This window comes from Pseudomonas sp. WS 5059 (assembly GCF_012985525.1).
Classification (GTDB): domain Bacteria; phylum Pseudomonadota; class Gammaproteobacteria; order Pseudomonadales; family Pseudomonadaceae; genus Aquipseudomonas.
Map to the genome: position 1 here is coordinate 82,213 of NZ_JAAQWO010000005.1, position 16,811 is coordinate 99,023.

Genomic DNA, 16,811 nt, shown 5'->3' on the forward strand with positions numbered 1-16,811 from the left:
ACTTTGAATCTCAAACAGCTGATGGCAGCGGTGTTGTTGCTCTCCCTGAGCGTTGCTGCCCAGGCCGAACGCCTGAAGGACATCGCCAGTATTTCCGGGGTGCGCACCAACCAGTTGATCGGCTATGGCCTGGTGGTGGGGCTCAATGGCACGGGTGACCAGACCACCCAGACCCCGTTCACCCTGCAGACCTTCAACAACATGCTCTCGCAGTTCGGGATCAAGGTGCCGCCAGGGTCGGGCAACGTACAGTTGAAAAACGTCGCGGCGGTGTCGATCAGTGCCGATCTGCCGGCGTTCTCCAAGCCGGGGCAGGTGGTGGACATCACCGTATCGTCCATCGGTAACTCCAAAAGCCTGCGCGGCGGCACCTTGCTGATGACGCCGCTCAAAGGTATCGACGGCAACGTCTATGCCATCGCCCAGGGCAACCTGGTGGTGGGCGGGTTTGATGCAGAAGGCCGCGACGGCTCGAAGATCACCGTCAACGTGCCGTCGGCCGGGCGGATTCCTGGCGGTGCCACGGTGGAGCGCACCGTGCCCAGTGGTTTCAACCAGGGCAACAGCCTGACCCTGAACCTCAACCGTTCAGACTTCACCACCGCCAAGCGCGTGGTGGACAAGATCAACGACATGCTCGGCCCTGGCGTGGCCCAGGCCATCGACGGCGGCTCGATCCGCGTGACTGCGCCGCTGGACCCAAGCCAGCGTGTGGACTACCTGTCGATCCTGGAAAACCTTGAGGTCGATCCGGGCCAGGCGGTGGCCAAGGTCATCATCAACTCGCGCACCGGTACCATCGTGATCGGCCAGAACGTCAAGGTGTCGCCGGCGGCCGTAACCCACGGCAGCCTGACCGTGACCATCACCGAAGACCCGATTGTCAGCCAGCCTGGGCCGCTGTCCGGTGGCCAGACTGCTGTGGTCCCGCGTTCGCGGGTCAATGCCCAGCAAGAAGCCAAGCCGATGTTCAAGTTCGGCCCCGGTACCACCCTGGATGAAATCGTACGTGCGGTGAACCAGGTGGGTGCGGCGCCCGGCGACTTGATGGCGATCCTCGAAGCCCTGAAACAGGCCGGCGCCTTGCAAGCCGACCTGATCGTGATTTGAGGTCATGGCCATGGACATGCGCAAGAGCGGTATCGCCAGCACGGCAGACTCGGGGTCTTACTCCGACCTGAACCGGCTTAACCAGCTCAAGTTTGGCGACAAGAACAGCGACGGCAACATGCGCAAAGTGGCGCAGGAATTCGAGTCGCTGTTTCTCAACGAGATGCTCAAATCCATGCGCTCGGCCACCGATGCCCTGGGCAAGGACAACCCGCTGAACACCCCGGCGGCCAAGCAGTATCAGGAAATGTACGACCAGCAACTGGCGGTCTCGCTGTCCCGCGAGGGCGGCGGTATCGGCCTTGCGGACGTTTTGCTGCGCCAGATGCAAAAGAACAAACCGGTGGAAGGGCAGGCCTCGACGTTGCAGGGCCCGGACGCGATCGAGAAGAAAGTCGACGTACCCACGCCGATTGCCGCCGGCACCTTGGCGGATGGCCCGCTGGGCCGTTCCAATGGCCAGCGCGCGCTGTGGGCGGCGCGGGTCGAGGTCGCGCCACGGGCCGATGAAGGCACCCTGCGCAATGACATGGCCCTGATGAATCAGCGGCGCATCGCCTTGCCGAGCAAGCTCACTGATCGCCTGCTGGCCGGTATCGTGCCGGGTGTCGAGGCGCCGGCTGCTGCCAAGGCGGCGCCACTGCGCAACAGCGCGGCCGAAGATGGTGTGATCAACGGTGCAGCGCGCACCTTTGCCGCCAGCGATTCGCGCATGCAGATCTACGGCCGCGCCGTGGCCCAGCCACCGCTGGCCCCGGCGAAAAAAGCCTTCACTTCCCAAGACGAATTTGTCGCCACCATGCTGCCCATGGCCAAGCAGGCGGCCGAGCGCATTGGCATCGACCCTCGCTACCTGGTGGCCCAGGCCGCCCTGGAAACCGGTTGGGGCAAATCGGTGATGCGCCAGCAAGACGGCAGCAGCAGCCACAACCTGTTTGGCATCAAGGCCGGGCAGAGCTGGCAGGGCGCCCAGGCGCGCGCGATCACCAGCGAGTTTCGCAATGGCGAGATGGTCAAGGAAACGGCGCAGTTCCGTTCCTACGACTCGTACCAGGACAGCTTCCACGACCTCGTGACCCTGTTGCAAAGCAATGATAGATATCAAGAAGTTCTGAAGTCGGCCGATAACCCGGAACAGTTTGTACGCGAGTTGCAAAAAGCCGGTTATGCAACGGATCCGGACTACGCCAGCAAGATTTCGCAGATCGCCAAAACCATGAACAGCTACCAAAACTACGCTGCCGCTGGCGCATCCACTCATTTATAAGGTTTGAACCATGGGTTTGCTCAATATCGGGATGTCAGGACTCAATGCGGCTCAGGGATCGCTTGCGACCTTGAGTAACAACATTGCCAACGCCAAGACCCCTGGATACTCGCGTCAGCAGACCATGCAGACGGCCAATGGCATGTCCGGGGTCGGCGGGGTCTTTGTCGGCACTGGCACGACGCTGTCGGATGTGCGCCGGGTGTATAACCAGTTCCTCGACACCCAGTTGCAGACCACCACATCGCTGAACTTCGACGCCAAGGCCTACCTGGACCAGATCGGTTCGGTGGATAAGCTGCTGTCCGACAAGTCCACCGGGGTCGGTGCGGCCTTGAACAGTTTCTTCGCCGCGTTGCAGACGTCCTCGGCAAACCCTAGCGACAACTCCGCGCGCCAGTTGGTCTTGACCATTGCCCAGACGCTGGGCAACCGCTTCAACTCGATTGCGACCGAACTGAATAAACAGAAAGAAGGCATCAACAGCCAACTGGAAACCATCACCGGCCAGGTCAACCAGTTGACCTCCTCGATTGCCGCCCTCAACCAGCAGATTTCCCAGGCCAAGGGCCAGGGCAACGGCGAGCCGGCGAACCTGCTGGATGCGCGCAACGAAGCAGTGCGCTCGCTCAACGAACTGGTGGGGGTCAAGGTCACTGAGGCGGACGGCCACTTCAATGTCTCCCTGGGCACCGGGCAAACCCTGGTCGCGGACGGCGTGTCGAACAAGCTGTCGGCGGTGCCGAGCAAGGATGACAAGAGTCAGTACTCGGTGGTGTTGACCACCGGTGGGCAACCGATGGACGTCAGTTCGGTGGTCAGCGGTGGCTCCATTGGCGGCTTGCTGCGGTATCGCCAGGACGTGCTGATGCCGGCCATCAACGACCTGGGGCGTACCGCCATGGTTGTCGGTGAAGCGGTCAATACCCAGCTGGGGCAGGGCCTGGACGCCAACGGGCAGTTCGGCGCCGCGCTGTTCAATGACATCAACAGTGTGTTTGCCATCGGCCAGCGCAGTGTGGGCGGCTCCAGCAACAGTGCGAACTCCGGCAACCTGAACGTCACGATCAAAGACACCAGCAAACTGAGCACCTTTGACTACAAGGTGACCTTCAGTGACGACAAGAACTACACCGTGCTGCGTTCGGACGGTAAGTCCATGGGCACCTTCGACATCACCCAGACGCCACCGGAAATCGACGGCTTCACCCTGGCCCTGGATGGCAAGGGCCCGGTGGCTGCTGGCGATACGTTCAAGGTCAGCCCGACCGCCGGTGGCGCGATGGACCTCAAGGTGGTGATGACCGACCCCAACAAGCTGGCGTTTTCTGCGCCGCTGCTGGCCGAGGGCAACAAGAACAACAGCGGCACTGGCGTGTTTGATCCGCCGACCCTGACGCTGCCCCTGGATATCCATGGCGGTGCCGACACGGCGCAGTTGGAAGCGGCAATCAAGAGCTCGATGCCGGTCAAGATGACCTTTGGCGAGCGTGCCGCCGATGGCACCCAGAGCTATGTGATCAATAATGCCCAGGGCCAGCCCATTGGCACCGGTACCATCGTGCCCGGCCAGGACAACAAGCTGACGATCAATGTGCCCTACGTCGACGGCGCCGGAAATGCGAAGACGTTCGGGGTCAACACAGTGATCCGTGGCGAACCCAAGCCGGATGATAGCTACACCGTGTCGTTCAACAGCAGCGGCAAGCTCGACAACCGCAACGCCCTGCAATTGCTCGACCTGCAAACCCGCAAGACCGTGGGCGCCACCGATGGCAACGCCGGCGTGAGCATGAGTACCGCGTACAGCCAGTTGGTCTCGTCCGTGGGCGGCAAGGCCAGCCAGGCCAACGTCGACAACAGCGCGACCAGCGCCATGCTTGCGGCCGCCACCTCTAATCGCAGCTCTGTGTCCCAGGTCAACCTGGACGAGGAGGCCGGCGACATGATCCGTTTCCAGCAGTACTACACCGCGTCGTCGCAGATCATTAAAGCTGCGCAAGAAACCTTCAGCACGCTGATCAACAGTCTTTAAGGGAGTTTGAGACGATGCGTATCTCGACCGAACAGTATTTCAATACCACGACTGCGCGTTACACCAACAACTTCTCCAACGTCATCAAGACGCAGCAGCAGATCGACTCCGGCGTGCGTATTCAAACTGCGGCGGATGATCCTGTAGGAGCGGCGCGTTTGCTACTGCTGCAACAGCAGCAGGACATGTTGGGGCAGTACGCCGGCAATATCGGCAGCATGAAGAACTCGCTCAACAGCGAGGAAAGCGTGCTTGACGCTCTCGACACTGCGCTGCAGCGTGCCAGTGAACTGTCGCTGAAAGTGGCGGGTAAGGGCGGTGGCGGTATCAGCGATGCCGAGCGCAAGACCGTGGCCGCCGAAATCGGTGAAATCGAGAAGCAGGTGCTGAGCCTGCTCAACAGCAAGGACTCGTCCGGTCATTACCTGTTTGCCGGCGGCAAGAGCGATACGCCGCCCTACGCCCGTAACAGCGACGGCACCTACAGCTACCAGGGTGACGAAACGCCCCTGAGCCTGAAGGTCTCGGACACTTTGTCGATGGTGGTCAACGACACCGGCAAGTCGATCCTCGAAGGCACGGTGAATGCTGGTCGCACCCAGGCCATCGGTAGTGTCAACGATGGCAAGGTGCTGGTCTCGGGCGGCATCGTGACCTCGCCGTCGACCTACGACAGCAGCTTCACTGGCGGCCAGCCGTACAAGCTGACCTTTATCAGTAGCACCGAATACACCGTGTCGGATGCGGCGGGTAACGACATCACGTCGCAAACCCCGGGCAACGGCAAGTTCGATGCGACCAAGGAAGGCAGTGCGTCGGTCACCGTGCGCGGCGTGACGTTTGATATCGGCCAGAACCTGGGCGACGCCAAGCCCGGCGCCGAAGCGGACGCGATCTACAAGGACCGCGAATTCACCCTGCAAAGCAAGCCGGACAGCTTCAGTGTCTCGCGCACGCCGAGCAACCAGTCCTCGGCGCAGTTGGCGGGTGGCACGGTCACCAGCCAGGCTGACTACAGCAGCACGTTCCCGAACAAGGGCGCGGTGATCAAATTCACCTCGGCCACTGCTTACGAGGTGTACGCCCAGCCGATCACCGCCGACAGCAAGCCGGTCTCCAACGGCACTGTGGTACCTGGCACGCCAGCGCAGCCGGGGCCACCGCCGGTGCCCGCGACACCAGACAGCATCACCGCTGCGGGCGTGAAGTTCGACCTCACCGGCGCGCCAGACATCGGTGACCAGTTCGCCGTGGGTTCCAATACCCACAAGACGCAAAACGCGCTGGATACCCTCAGCCAGTTGCGCCAGGCCCTGGAAACCCCGTCCGACGGCAACCCGCTGGCCCAGGCCATGGTGACCGATGTGGTCAACGCGGCCATTACCAATATCAAGGCTTCGCAGGTTCAGATCGATAGTGTGCGCGGCTCCATTGGCGCGCGGATGAACTCGCTGGCGATCCAGGAGACGGAGAACACCAGCATGGTTCTGGCCAACAAGTCGACCATCGCAGTCATTGGTGACACCGATATGGCTGGAGCCTCGATTGATCTGGCTTTTCAGAAGGCAATGTTGGAGGCCTCGCAGTTGGCCTTTGTGAAAATCTCTCAGCTGAGCCTGTTCAGCAAGATGTAAACGCTTGAGCAATCCCCGACGGCCCATCCTGGAAACAGGGTGGGCCGTTGTCGTTTCTGGCGCAGGCTTTTAAACAAAGCGCACAAAAATGAGTGACCTATGAGTCATAAAGCGCATCTTCACTGTATCGTGTGAAAAGGCCAGGGCATCTTTCAGGTCCAGGTCAAGGCGACTTCGATGGTTTTTTGCGGGGTTATCCCCTTTATTGTCAGCGCTCCTGAAGGGTTTTCAGGGGTGTTCTCCAGCTATTTTGTATTGGGAAGCCACAATGATTGGCATAAAAAGCATCGCCAGCTACGTGCCGGCAGAAGGGCTGGACAACTACGCCCAGGGTGCAAAATTCGCCAAGGATGAAGAGTTCATCATTGGCAAGATCGGCTCGGCGTTCCTGCCGCGCAAGGATGCTGCACAGGAAACCTCGGATTTGTGTGTCGAGGCAGTCAATGCCTTGTTTGCCAACAACCCCGGGCTCAAGCGTGAGTCGATTGACGCGCTGATCGTCGTGACCCAGAACGGCGACGAAGAAGGGCTGCCGCACACCGCCGCCATCGTCCAGGACAAGCTGGGCCTGCCAACCCACGTCGCGGCCTTCGATATCTCCCTGGGCTGCTCCGGCTACGTCTACGGCATCTACGCGATGAAAGGCTTCATGGAAGCCGCCGGTCTGAAAAACGGCCTGCTGGTGACCGCCGACCCGTACTCGAAGATCGTCGACCCGGAAGATCGCAACACCACCATGCTGTTTGGCGATGCCGCCACCGCTACCTGGATGGGCGAAGACGCTCCCTGGCAGCTGGGCAAGGCCAAGTTCGGCACCGACGGCTCCGGCGCACCACACTTGAAGGTCAGCGATGGGGTGTTCTTCATGAATGGCCGCCAGGTCTTCAACTTCGCATTGCTCAAGGTGCCGGCGCATTTGCATGAGCTGCTCAAAGAGTCGGACCTTGTGGCCGATGACATCGACGCGTTCTGCATCCACCAGGGCAGTGCGGCGATTGTCGACGCCGTGGCCCGCCGTTTTGAAGATGCACCGGTGGAGAAATTCATCAAGGATATGGTCGAGACCGGTAACACCGTGTCATCGAGCATTCCGCTGCTGCTGGAAAAGCACGTGATGGACGCCGAGTGGAAGCGCGTGGCCCTGAGTGGGTTTGGCGTTGGCCTGTCGTGGGGCTCGGCGATTATCTATCGGCCGTGATGCTTTGATAGGCTGCATAAAAAACGCCCAGGGTCGAAAGATCATGGGCGTTTTTTTATGCGCGTATTGAGGCGGTGTTCTGGCGCCAGTAACCCGTGATCGCTGGCATTTTGACCATCTATAAGGCCTTGAAATACAAGGGGTGGCACAGGGCTAGTAAAAAAATTCAAAAAAATCCTCAAGCAACCTGCATTCACGACGATAACTATTACGAAGGTTCTCTAGGCCACACCCGGCGGTTGCCAGGGCCGGAAGCCGCAGTATCCAACCCACGAGGATTTCGTCATGGCTTTATCAGTAAACACCAACATTACATCGTTGACCGTTCAGCGGAACCTGAACAAAGCCGGCGATGCCCTGGGCACCTCGATGACCCGTCTGTCTTCCGGCCTGAAAATCAACAGCGCCAAAGACGACGCCGCTGGCATGCAGATCGCTAACCGTCTGACTTCCCAAGTCAAAGGCATGACCGTTGCCATCGCCAACGCCAACAACGGTACTTCCATCGCCCAGACCGCTGAAGGCGCGATGCAAGAATCCACCAACATTCTGCAACGTCTGCGTGAACTGGCTCTGCAGTCCGCGAACGGTGATAAAAGCGACGCTGACCGTGCTTCCTTGCAGCAAGAGTTTACGGCCAAATCCGGTGAGCTGACTCGTATTGCTCAGACCACTACTTTCGGTGGTCGTCAATTGCTGGACGGTTCTTTCCAGAACGTTGGCTTCCAGATCGGTGCCGATGCCAACCAGACTATCTCGTTTGGTATGAGCGACCTGAGTGCCGCAGGCCTGAAGGGGACTTACAGCGAAGCAACCGTTAAAGGTGCAACTACTTCCCTGTCGGCTTCGGTTACAGCTAAAGCTGTTGAGCTACCAGGTGCCAAGCCTGCAATTTCGACCACTACTCCATTCGTTCAGACTGGTGCGAATTACGTAGCACCAACAGCTGGCAATCCTCAGACTTTCCAAATCAATGGTCAGGATGTGACCGTAGCAGCGGGCGCTGACATTGATACTGCGTTGGCTGCTATTCAGGGTGCTGGTATCACCGGTGTTACAGCTGCTAAAGCTGGTACCACTCTTACTTTGACATCCAGCTCTGCCATCTCCATCACTGGTACTAACACTGTATTTGGTGCAGCTACCGCCAGCGGTGGTGTGACATCTGTAACTACTCCTGCTGTAACCGGCAAGCTTGATGCTGCTGCATCGATCAACATCAATGGCAGCAACGTTAAATTTGCAGTAGGCGATGATTTGGCCGCTATCGCGGGCAAAATTAACACTGCTAACGGCACAGACAAGTTTGGCGTAACAGCTTCTGTATCGGCTGAGGGGCGTCTGGAGTTGGCCTCGGCCGATGGCAAGGCAATCAAACTGGGTAACGGTACTGGTCCAGCTACTGAAGGTGGTGCTGGTGCATTGGCCAAGTTGGGGTTGTCGGCGGGTACCACTGAAGCCAAGTTGGGTGCTGCTACCTCGGTTAGCCTGAACGGCACTGAAGTGAAGTTCACCGCTGGTTCGACCATGGCTGACATCGTTTCGTCGATCAACAGTGCCAGCACCGGTGTGACTGCTAGCAAAAATGCTGACAACACTCTGAACTTGTTCTCCACCAAAGACATTACTGTTGCAGACGGTAGCGCCGGTACTGGTCTGGCCACTCTGGGTCTGACAGCTGCGGCGGCGGCTCCGACTACTGCCACCAAAATGGATACTACTGTTGCTGACCTGAGCATCCTCAGTTCAACCTCTGCTCAACAAACCATCCAGGCTCTGGAAGGTGCGATTCAGCAAGTGGATAGCCAGCGTTCGCAACTGGGTGCTGTACAAAACCGTTTCGACAGCACCGTGGCCAACCTGCAAAGCATCTCTGAAAACTCCACTGCTGCCCGTAGCCGTGTACAGGACGCCGACTTCGCTTCTGAAGCCGCTGAACTGACCAAGCAGCAAACCCTGCAACAGGCTTCGACTGCGATCCTGTCCCAGGCCAACCAACTGCCATCCGCTGTTCTGAAGCTGCTTCAGTAATAGTCGGTATCGGTTGATTAACGGAAGGGCGCGTCTACGTGCCCTTTCGTTTTTTTCAGTTTTGAGGTGATGACATGGACATGAGCATCAAGCTGAACGCGTCTTACCCGGCTGGGACAACCCAGGCCCCTAGCGCTTCCGTCACGCCGGTCAAGCCTGCGCCGGAGAATGACTCGGCTTCCACCGAGGCCCCGCAGCGTGTGGCATTAGAAAAAGCTGTAACCGATATTCGCGAGTTTGTGCAGGCTACCCAGCGTAACCTGGACTTTTCCATCGATGACACCACCGGTAAAGTGGTCGTCAAGGTGATCGCCACCGACAGTGGCGAAGTGATCCGCCAGATTCCATCGGAGACCGCGCTGAAGCTGGCGCAGAACCTGAGCGATGCCAGCAGTCTGTTGTTTGATACACGGGCTTGAGTTGGCACGAAACATGTTTCTGATTGCTGTCTGGGCGTTCATCCGCCAATAAAGCGGCAGCCGCAGGACAAGGAGAAAAGCAAATGGCTAGTTCAACGATTTCCGGCCCGGGTTCGGGCTACGACACGCAGGCTATCGTCAAGGCGTTGGTGGGGGCGGAAAAAGCGCCAAAGCAATCCCAAATCACCAACCAGCAAAAAATTACCACAACTCAGTTGTCGGCAGTTGGCACTGTAAAGAGTGCGCTGGAAGCCTATCGGGCGGCGATCGCCAAGTTGAACAACGTGTCAGCCTTCAATGGGCTGGCGGCTACCTCGTCCGAAGATAAAAACATCAAGGTTACACTGGGTGATGCAGCCTCCAGTGGCAAATACGTGGTTGTGGTAAATGACTTGGCGACTTCGTCCAAGGCAACCACTAAGGTATTCACTGGTGCGGCAGCAGTAGCCAACCCAACTGAAGAAAACCAGACGCTGACTATCACTCAGTCGGGCAAGAATTACGACGTATTGATACCAGGCGGCGCGACCCTGCAACAAGTGCGTGAGTCGATCAACACCCAGCTGTCTGCCCAAGGTATCAGTGCCAACGTGTTGAGTGACTCCAACGGCGCACGCCTGGTGATTGGCTCAAGCAATACCGGCGTTGGAACCGACATCACATTGAGTGGCAACGCAGACCTGGCAGTTGGTTACGACAAGGGGCCAGTCGCGCAGAACGCGAAGTACACCATCGATGGTATTGCCATGGAGTCCACGAGCAACAAGGTGACTTCTGCTATCAGTGGTGTGACGTTGGACTTAGTAGCGGCTGACAAAACCAAGCCAATCACCATCAACGTTGAAAGCAACACGGCTACGCTGAAGACCTCGGTGCAGTCCTTTGTCACGGCGTACAACGCCCTGATGACGAGTATCAATGCCCAGACCAAGGTTACCGCCACCGGCGATGCTGCGACTACCACGGCTGGCGCCTTGACCGGTGATGCGTCGATGCGCGACCTTGTTTCCAGCGTGCGCAGTGAATTGGTCAACGGTTCGGGCGGGGGATCTATTAGCAGTCTTTCCCAGATGGGTATCACCACGGATCAGAAAACCGGCTTGTTAAGCCTGGACGATAAGTCGTGGGATAAGGCAGTGGTTAAGGGGGCGGCTGATATTGCCAAGCTCTTCACGGGTACCAATGGCTTGATTTCGCGTATGACCAAGGTCACCGATTCCTACGTCGGTACCACTGGGACGCTGGCCTCTCGTGTCACGGATCTCAATAACAAGTTCACGGCTCTGACAACCCAGCAGGCAGACCTTGATCGGCGCATGGAGAGCTTGCAGACGAGCCTCATGTCCAAATACACGGCGATGGACACGATGATCGCCAAGATCAATGCCAGCAGCTCCAGCATCATGACCACTCTCAACTCGCTGAATAATCCCAAATCATCGAGCTGATCCCGGGCTGGCTGACGTGCTCAAGAAGGGTACGTCAGCGCCTTCGGGGTACGAGTGCTGGATTAAAGTTTTTTACGTCCTGGTCGAAAAACTGGTTAGAGCAAACCTATTCGCCCATGGCGTGTAACGAGGTAGCAACATGAACCCGATGAAAGCCCTTCGCCAATATCAGAAGGTTAACTCCCACGCTCAGGTGTCCGAGGCCAGCCCTCACCGCCTGATCCAGATGCTGCTTGAGGGCGGCCTTGATCGTATGGCTCAGGCCAAAGGGGCAATGGCCCGTGGCGACGTGGCTCAAAAATGCGTACTGATTGCCAAGGCTATCGACATCATCACTGGGTTGCGTCAAGGGCTCGATGAAGAGAAGGCTGACGATCCTGCCGCGATCCAGCAGTTGGACAGTCTGTACGAATATATGAATACACGTCTGGTTCAAGCCAATTCCAGCAACGATCCCGAAATTATCGACGAAGTTGCCCGCCTGATGATCACCGTGAAACAAGGCTGGGATGCCATCGCGCCACAATAAGGCCGTCGGCCTTGAGGAACACAGCATGAGCCACGCACTGCAACGGATTGACGAAACCCGCGACGCTTTGGTTGGCGCACTGGCAGAGCGCAATTGGGATGCGATCAGCGAATTGGACATGGGCTGCCGTGTCTGGATCGACGAGGTGCTCAGCGAAGCGCCGGTGGACGAGGACGCGCTGCGGGAGAAGCTGGAAAGCCTGTTAGCGGTCTACCAGCAGTTGCTGGAAGTGACGACCGGCGAGCGCCAGGCGATATTTGAAGAGATGTCGCAGATCAACCAAGCGAAAAATGCGTCAAAGGTTTACCATCTGTTCGGCTGATCTGGCTCAGTTAATCCGAACATAGCGCGTCATAAATTTGACTGCTCGCATAATTTTGACTTAACTAGTGCTATTTTCAGACGTCAGGTATCCGTAGCGCAGAAAACGCCTACAGCTATCTAGATTGCCCCGATTCGAGGGCATTAGAGTTTTACTAGGGAAGTTGCTATTGCATGTGGCGTGAAACGAAAATTCTGCTGATTGATGACGATAGCGTCCGTCGCCGCGACTTGGCGGTGATTTTGAATTTTCTTGGCGAAGAAAATTTGCCCTGCGGTAGCCACGATTGGCAGCAGGCGGTCAGCTCTTTGTCGTCGAGCCGTGAAGTCATCTGTGTGCTGATCGGGACGGTAAACGCTCCTGGCGCAGTTCCTGGCCTGTTAAAGACACTCTCAACCTGGGATGAGTTCCTTCCGGTGTTGCTGATGGGCGATATTTCTTCCGTGGATTTACCGGAAGACCAGCGCCGCCGTGTGCTTTCCACCCTGGAAATGCCCCCCAGCTACAGCAAATTGCTCGACTCCCTGCACCGTGCCCAGGTCTATCGCGAGATGTACGACCAGGCCCGCGAGCGTGGACGTCACCGCGAACCCAATCTGTTCCGCAGTCTCGTCGGCACCAGTCGTGCGATCCAGCACGTGCGCCAGATGATGCAGCAAGTGGCCGATACCGATGCCAGCGTGCTGATCCTCGGCGAGTCCGGCACCGGCAAGGAAGTGGTCGCGCGTAACCTGCATTACCACTCCAAGCGCCGCGACGGACCTTTCGTGCCGGTCAACTGTGGGGCGATCCCTGCGGAGCTGCTCGAAAGCGAACTGTTCGGCCACGAGAAGGGCGCCTTCACCGGGGCGATCACCAGCCGTGCCGGGCGTTTTGAGCTGGCCAACGGCGGCACCCTGTTCCTCGACGAAATCGGCGATATGCCGCTGCCAATGCAGGTCAAGCTGCTGCGCGTATTGCAGGAGCGCACTTTCGAGCGTGTGGGCAGCAACAAGACCCAGAGCGTCGACGTGCGCATCATCGCGGCCACCCACAAGAACCTCGAAAGCATGATCGAGGTCGGCAGCTTCCGCGAAGACCTGTACTACCGCCTCAACGTATTCCCCATCGAGATGGCCCCGCTGCGCGAGCGCGTGGAAGACATCCCGTTGCTGATGAACGAACTGATCTCGCGCATGGAACACGAAAAGCGCGGCTCGATCCGTTTCAACTCTGCCGCGATCATGTCCCTGTGCCGCCACGGCTGGCCGGGCAACGTGCGCGAGCTGGCCAACCTGGTGGAGCGCATGGCGATCATGCATCCGTACGGGGTGATCGGCGTGGTCGAGTTGCCGAAGAAATTCCGCTACGTCGACGATGAAGACGAGCAACTGGTGGACAGCCTGCGCAGCGACCTCGAAGAGCGCGTCGCGATCAACGGCCATACCCCGGACTTCGGCGCCACCGCCATGTTGCCGCCCGAAGGCCTGGACCTGAAGGACTACCTCGGCAGCCTCGAACAAGGGTTGATCCAGCAGGCCCTGGACGATGCCAATGGCATCGTTGCCCGTGCCGCCGAGCGCCTGCGCATCCGCCGCACCACCCTGGTGGAGAAGATGCGCAAGTACGGTATGAGTCGGCGTGAAGGTGATGAACAGGCGGATGATTGACGCCTGTTTTTCAACCTGTTGAAAAATAAGGATATTTTTTTAGGCACGGGTATTGCTATAGCACTCGCAACGTTCCGTTTAACTGACGGTCAGCCAAGCGAGAGAGCACGATGCCCCACGCCGCCCACCTTTCTTCAGTCCCTGACACCCAGGGACTTGTCCCGTCCGTAGAGCAGATCAGCCGGCAAGGGCTTGAGCAGGCGTTTTCGCTGTTCAGCCAGATGTCCAGCCAGTTGACGGACTCCTACAGCCTGCTGGAAGCCCGGGTTTCGGAGCTCAAGGGCGAGTTGGCGGTGGTCAGCGCCCAGCGCATGCAAGAGCTGGCCGAGAAAGAGCGCCTGGCCAACCGCCTGCAAAACCTCCTCGACCTGTTGCCCGGTGGCGTGATCGTGATCGACGACCAGGGCCGCGTGCGCGAAGCCAACCCGGCAGCCTGCGACCTGCTGGGCCTGCCGCTGGAAGGCGAGCTGTGGCGCCATGTCATCACCCGCTGCTTTGCCCCCCGTGAAGACGACGGTCACGAAATTTCCCTCAAGGACGGGCGCCGCCTGTCCATCGCCACCCGTTCCCTGGATGCCGAGCCCGGCCAACTGGTGCTGCTCAACGACCTGACAGAAACCCGGCACCTGCAGGACCAATTGGCGCGCCATGAGCGCCTGTCGTCCCTGGGGCGGATGGTCGCTTCTCTGGCGCATCAGATTCGCACGCCGTTGTCCGCCGCCTTGATCTACGCCAGTCATTTGACTGATGAGCAATTGCCAGCCGCCACCCATCAGCGGTTTGCCGGGCGGCTCAAGGAGCGCCTGCATGAGTTGGAGCACCAGGTGCGCGACATGCTGGTCTTCGCCCGGGGCGAATTGCCGCTGACCGACCGCGTAACGCCCGCCGCCTTGCTGCAGGCGCTGCAAGCCGCCGCCGCCACCCATGTCCAGGAAGCGTCGGTGCGCTGGCAGTGCGACAGCCATTGGGGCGAGTTGCTGTGCAACCGCGACACCCTGGTAGGCGCGCTGCTCAACCTGATCGAAAACGCCAGCCAGGCCAGCGGCCCGGGGGCGCGGCTCAAAGTGCACCTGTACAGCCGCGGGCAAACCCTGCGCCTGTGCATCAGCGATAGCGGCAGCGGGATTGATCCGGCGGTGCTGCAACGCCTGGGCGAACCTTTCTTTACCACCAAGACCAACGGGACCGGCCTGGGGCTGACCGTGGTCAAGGCAGTGGCCCGTGCTCATCAGGGAGAATTGCAGTTGCGCTCCCGTGTGGGGCGCGGCACCTGTGCATTGATAACGCTGCCGCTGTTTTCAGGCGCGGCAAGCGCGGAGTAAGGATAAATGGCTATCAAGGTTTTACTGGTTGAAGACGATCGCGCCCTGCGTGAAGCACTGGCTGACACGCTGCTGTTGGCGGGCCATGACTATCGGGCGGTCGGTTCGGCCGAGGAAGCCTTGGCGGCGGTGGAGCAAGAGTCCTTCAGCCTGGTGGTCAGCGACGTCAATATGCCCGGCATGGACGGCCACCAGTTGCTCGGCCTGCTGCGCGCACGCCAACCGCAACTGCCGGTGCTGTTGATGACCGCCCACGGCGCGGTAGAGCGCGCGGTCGATGCCATGCGCCAGGGCGCGGCGGACTACCTGGTCAAGCCATTCGAGCCCAAGGCGCTGATCGAACTGGTGGCGCGCCATGCGCTTGGCGTGGTGGGCGCGGCAGACGGCGAGGGCCCGATCGCCTTCGAGCCGGCCAGTGCGCAATTGCTCGAGCTGGCGGCCAAGGTCGCCCGCAGTGACTCCACGGTGCTGATCTCTGGTGAGTCGGGTACCGGCAAGGAAGTGTTGGCGCGCTACATCCACCAGCAATCCCATCGGGCCAGCCAGCCGTTTATCGCGATCAACTGCGCGGCAATCCCCGACAACATGCTCGAAGCCACCTTGTTCGGCCATGAAAAAGGCTCGTTCACCGGCGCCATTGCCGCCCAGGCCGGCAAGTTCGAGCAGGCCGATGGCGGCACCATCCTGCTCGACGAAATCTCCGAAATGCCCCTGGGCCTGCAAGCCAAGCTGCTGCGCGTGCTGCAAGAGCGCGAAGTGGAGCGGGTGGGGGCGCGCAAGCCGATCCAGCTGGATATCCGCGTGGTCGCCACCACCAACCGCGACCTTACCGGCGAAGTGGCGGCGGGGCGCTTTCGTGAAGATCTGTTCTACCGGCTTTCGGTGTTCCCGCTGGCCTGGCGCCCGCTGCGTGAGCGCCCGGCCGACATCGTGCCACTGGCCGAGCGCCTGCTGAGCAAGCACGTCAATAAAATGAAGCACGCCCAGGCGCGCCTGTCGGCCGAGGCTCAGGCCTGCCTGATCAGTTACCCATGGCCTGGCAACGTGCGCGAACTGGACAACGCGATCCAGCGCGCGCTGATTTTGCAGCAGGGCGGCCTGATCCAGCCCCAGGACTTCTGCCTGGCCGTCGGCGCCGGTTCTGCGCCGATGCCGAGCCTGGCCCCAACCCCGCTGGAAAGCGCCCCGGCCGAGGCTGCCGGTGGCCTTGGCGACGACCTGCGACGCCGTGAATTCCAGATGATCATCGATACCCTGCGCGCCGAGCGTGGCCGGCGCAAAGAGGCGGCCGAGCGCCTGGGCATCAGTCCGCGCACCCTGCGCTACAAGCTGGCGCAAATGCGCGATGCCGGGATGGATGTGGAAGCGTTCCTTTTCGCCAGCTGAGATACACATTGGCTGACAAGGTTTGTTGGCTTTTCTTACGAGTTGCCAGGGAGCTGGCACCCTTGTTGCTACTACCCGTACTAACCGCTGCGTAGTGTCAAAAAATTGCGGGTCGTCGGAGAGAGAAGTTCATGAGCCAAGGTGTTGAGTTCAATCGGTTGATGTTGGATATGCGTTCCATGCAAATGGACGCCATGTCCCAGCCGAAATCCGTCGCGCAAGTGCCGGAATTGGGCCAAAGCAGCTTTGCCGACATGCTCGGCCAAGCCATCAACAAAGTCAGCGACACCCAGCAGGCGTCCACTCAATTGTCGACGGCCTTTGAAATCGGCAAGAGCGGCGTGGATCTCACCGACGTGATGATCGCTTCGCAAAAAGCCAGCGTTTCCTTCCAGGCTCTGACCCAGGTGCGTAACAAGCTGGTTCAGGCTTATCAAGACATCATGCAGATGCCGGTTTAA

General features: G+C 59.4%; 14 protein-coding genes. All 14 read left to right on the plus strand.

Annotation, left to right across the window (positions count from 1 at the left end):
* The first annotated feature begins 21 nt into the window (after window positions 1–21).
* The 14 genes from HBO12_RS15505 to fliE all read left to right on the plus strand — a co-directional run bounded on the left by HBO12_RS15505 (window position 22) and on the right by fliE (window position 16,811).
* Window positions 22–1,110: a flagellar basal body P-ring protein FlgI gene (locus HBO12_RS15505; RefSeq protein WP_169955967.1), complete on the plus strand. Its 1,089-nt coding sequence runs from the start codon at window positions 22–24 to the stop codon at window positions 1,108–1,110.
* 4 nt (window positions 1,111–1,114) lie between these two features.
* Window positions 1,115–2,377 carry a flagellar assembly peptidoglycan hydrolase FlgJ gene (flgJ, locus tag HBO12_RS15510; RefSeq protein WP_170042611.1) on the plus strand — a complete coding sequence of 421 codons (1,263 nt, stop codon included), beginning with the start codon at window positions 1,115–1,117 and terminating at the stop codon, window positions 2,375–2,377.
* Window positions 2,378–2,387: 10 nt separating this feature from the next.
* Window positions 2,388–4,412, plus strand: coding sequence for a flagellar hook-associated protein FlgK (gene flgK / locus HBO12_RS15515; RefSeq protein WP_170042612.1), 2,025 nt, complete (start codon window positions 2,388–2,390; stop codon window positions 4,410–4,412).
* 14 nt (window positions 4,413–4,426) lie between these two features.
* The gene (locus HBO12_RS15520) at window positions 4,427–6,046 is read left to right on the plus strand and encodes a flagellar hook-associated protein 3 (RefSeq protein WP_170042613.1); all 1,620 of its coding nucleotides are present in this window, start codon (window positions 4,427–4,429) and stop codon (window positions 6,044–6,046) included.
* Window positions 6,047–6,314: 268 nt separating this feature from the next.
* Window positions 6,315–7,244, plus strand: a complete 930-nt coding sequence (locus HBO12_RS15525; RefSeq protein ID WP_170042614.1) for a ketoacyl-ACP synthase III — start codon at window positions 6,315–6,317, stop codon at window positions 7,242–7,244.
* 285 nt (window positions 7,245–7,529) lie between these two features.
* A complete protein-coding gene (locus tag HBO12_RS15530; RefSeq protein ID WP_170042615.1) occupies window positions 7,530–9,275 on the plus strand; it encodes a flagellin N-terminal helical domain-containing protein in 1,746 nt (581 codons plus the stop codon).
* Window positions 9,276–9,349: 74 nt separating this feature from the next.
* Window positions 9,350–9,694, plus strand: coding sequence for a flagellar protein FlaG (locus HBO12_RS15535; protein ID WP_170042616.1), 345 nt, complete (start codon window positions 9,350–9,352; stop codon window positions 9,692–9,694).
* Between the two features lie 83 nt (window positions 9,695–9,777).
* Entirely contained in the window at window positions 9,778–11,142 is a 1,365-nt protein-coding gene (gene fliD, locus HBO12_RS15540; protein WP_169955917.1) for a flagellar filament capping protein FliD, read from the plus strand.
* 139 nt (window positions 11,143–11,281) lie between these two features.
* Window positions 11,282–11,671: a flagellar export chaperone FliS gene (gene fliS, locus HBO12_RS15545; RefSeq protein ID WP_169955918.1), complete on the plus strand. Its 390-nt coding sequence runs from the start codon at window positions 11,282–11,284 to the stop codon at window positions 11,669–11,671.
* A gap of 25 nt (window positions 11,672–11,696) precedes the next feature.
* A complete protein-coding gene (locus HBO12_RS15550; RefSeq protein ID WP_057438799.1) occupies window positions 11,697–11,993 on the plus strand; it encodes a flagellar assembly protein FliT in 297 nt (98 codons plus the stop codon).
* A 173-nt stretch (window positions 11,994–12,166) separates the two neighbouring features.
* The gene (locus HBO12_RS15555) at window positions 12,167–13,642 is read left to right on the plus strand and encodes a sigma-54 dependent transcriptional regulator (RefSeq protein ID WP_169955919.1); all 1,476 of its coding nucleotides are present in this window, start codon (window positions 12,167–12,169) and stop codon (window positions 13,640–13,642) included.
* Window positions 13,643–13,752: 110 nt separating this feature from the next.
* Window positions 13,753–14,964 carry a sensor histidine kinase gene (locus tag HBO12_RS15560; RefSeq protein WP_178121051.1) on the plus strand — a complete coding sequence of 404 codons (1,212 nt, stop codon included), beginning with the start codon at window positions 13,753–13,755 and terminating at the stop codon, window positions 14,962–14,964.
* 6 nt (window positions 14,965–14,970) lie between these two features.
* Window positions 14,971–16,350 carry a sigma-54-dependent transcriptional regulator gene (locus tag HBO12_RS15565; RefSeq protein ID WP_170042617.1) on the plus strand — a complete coding sequence of 460 codons (1,380 nt, stop codon included), beginning with the start codon at window positions 14,971–14,973 and terminating at the stop codon, window positions 16,348–16,350.
* Window positions 16,351–16,481: 131 nt separating this feature from the next.
* On the plus strand, window positions 16,482–16,811 hold the full coding sequence (gene fliE / locus HBO12_RS15570) for a flagellar hook-basal body complex protein FliE (RefSeq protein ID WP_169955921.1): 330 nt from the start codon (window positions 16,482–16,484) through the stop codon (window positions 16,809–16,811).

Coding starts and splice junctions, on each gene's coding strand:
- HBO12_RS15555 (WP_169955919.1), top strand. CDS start 12,167: ATGTGGCGTGAAACGAAAATTCTGCTGATTGATGACGATAGCGTCCGT.
- HBO12_RS15525 (WP_170042614.1), top strand. CDS start 6,315: ATGATTGGCATAAAAAGCATCGCCAGCTACGTGCCGGCAGAAGGGCTG.
- HBO12_RS15560 (WP_178121051.1), top strand. CDS start 13,753: ATGCCCCACGCCGCCCACCTTTCTTCAGTCCCTGACACCCAGGGACTT.
- flgJ (WP_170042611.1), top strand. CDS start 1,115: ATGGCCATGGACATGCGCAAGAGCGGTATCGCCAGCACGGCAGACTCG.
- HBO12_RS15550 (WP_057438799.1), top strand. CDS start 11,697: ATGAGCCACGCACTGCAACGGATTGACGAAACCCGCGACGCTTTGGTT.
- fliS (WP_169955918.1), top strand. CDS start 11,282: ATGAACCCGATGAAAGCCCTTCGCCAATATCAGAAGGTTAACTCCCAC.
- HBO12_RS15505 (WP_169955967.1), top strand. CDS start 22: ATGGCAGCGGTGTTGTTGCTCTCCCTGAGCGTTGCTGCCCAGGCCGAA.
- HBO12_RS15565 (WP_170042617.1), top strand. CDS start 14,971: ATGGCTATCAAGGTTTTACTGGTTGAAGACGATCGCGCCCTGCGTGAA.
- fliD (WP_169955917.1), top strand. CDS start 9,778: ATGGCTAGTTCAACGATTTCCGGCCCGGGTTCGGGCTACGACACGCAG.
- fliE (WP_169955921.1), top strand. CDS start 16,482: ATGAGCCAAGGTGTTGAGTTCAATCGGTTGATGTTGGATATGCGTTCC.
- HBO12_RS15530 (WP_170042615.1), top strand. CDS start 7,530: ATGGCTTTATCAGTAAACACCAACATTACATCGTTGACCGTTCAGCGG.
- HBO12_RS15535 (WP_170042616.1), top strand. CDS start 9,350: ATGGACATGAGCATCAAGCTGAACGCGTCTTACCCGGCTGGGACAACC.
- flgK (WP_170042612.1), top strand. CDS start 2,388: ATGGGTTTGCTCAATATCGGGATGTCAGGACTCAATGCGGCTCAGGGA.
- HBO12_RS15520 (WP_170042613.1), top strand. CDS start 4,427: ATGCGTATCTCGACCGAACAGTATTTCAATACCACGACTGCGCGTTAC.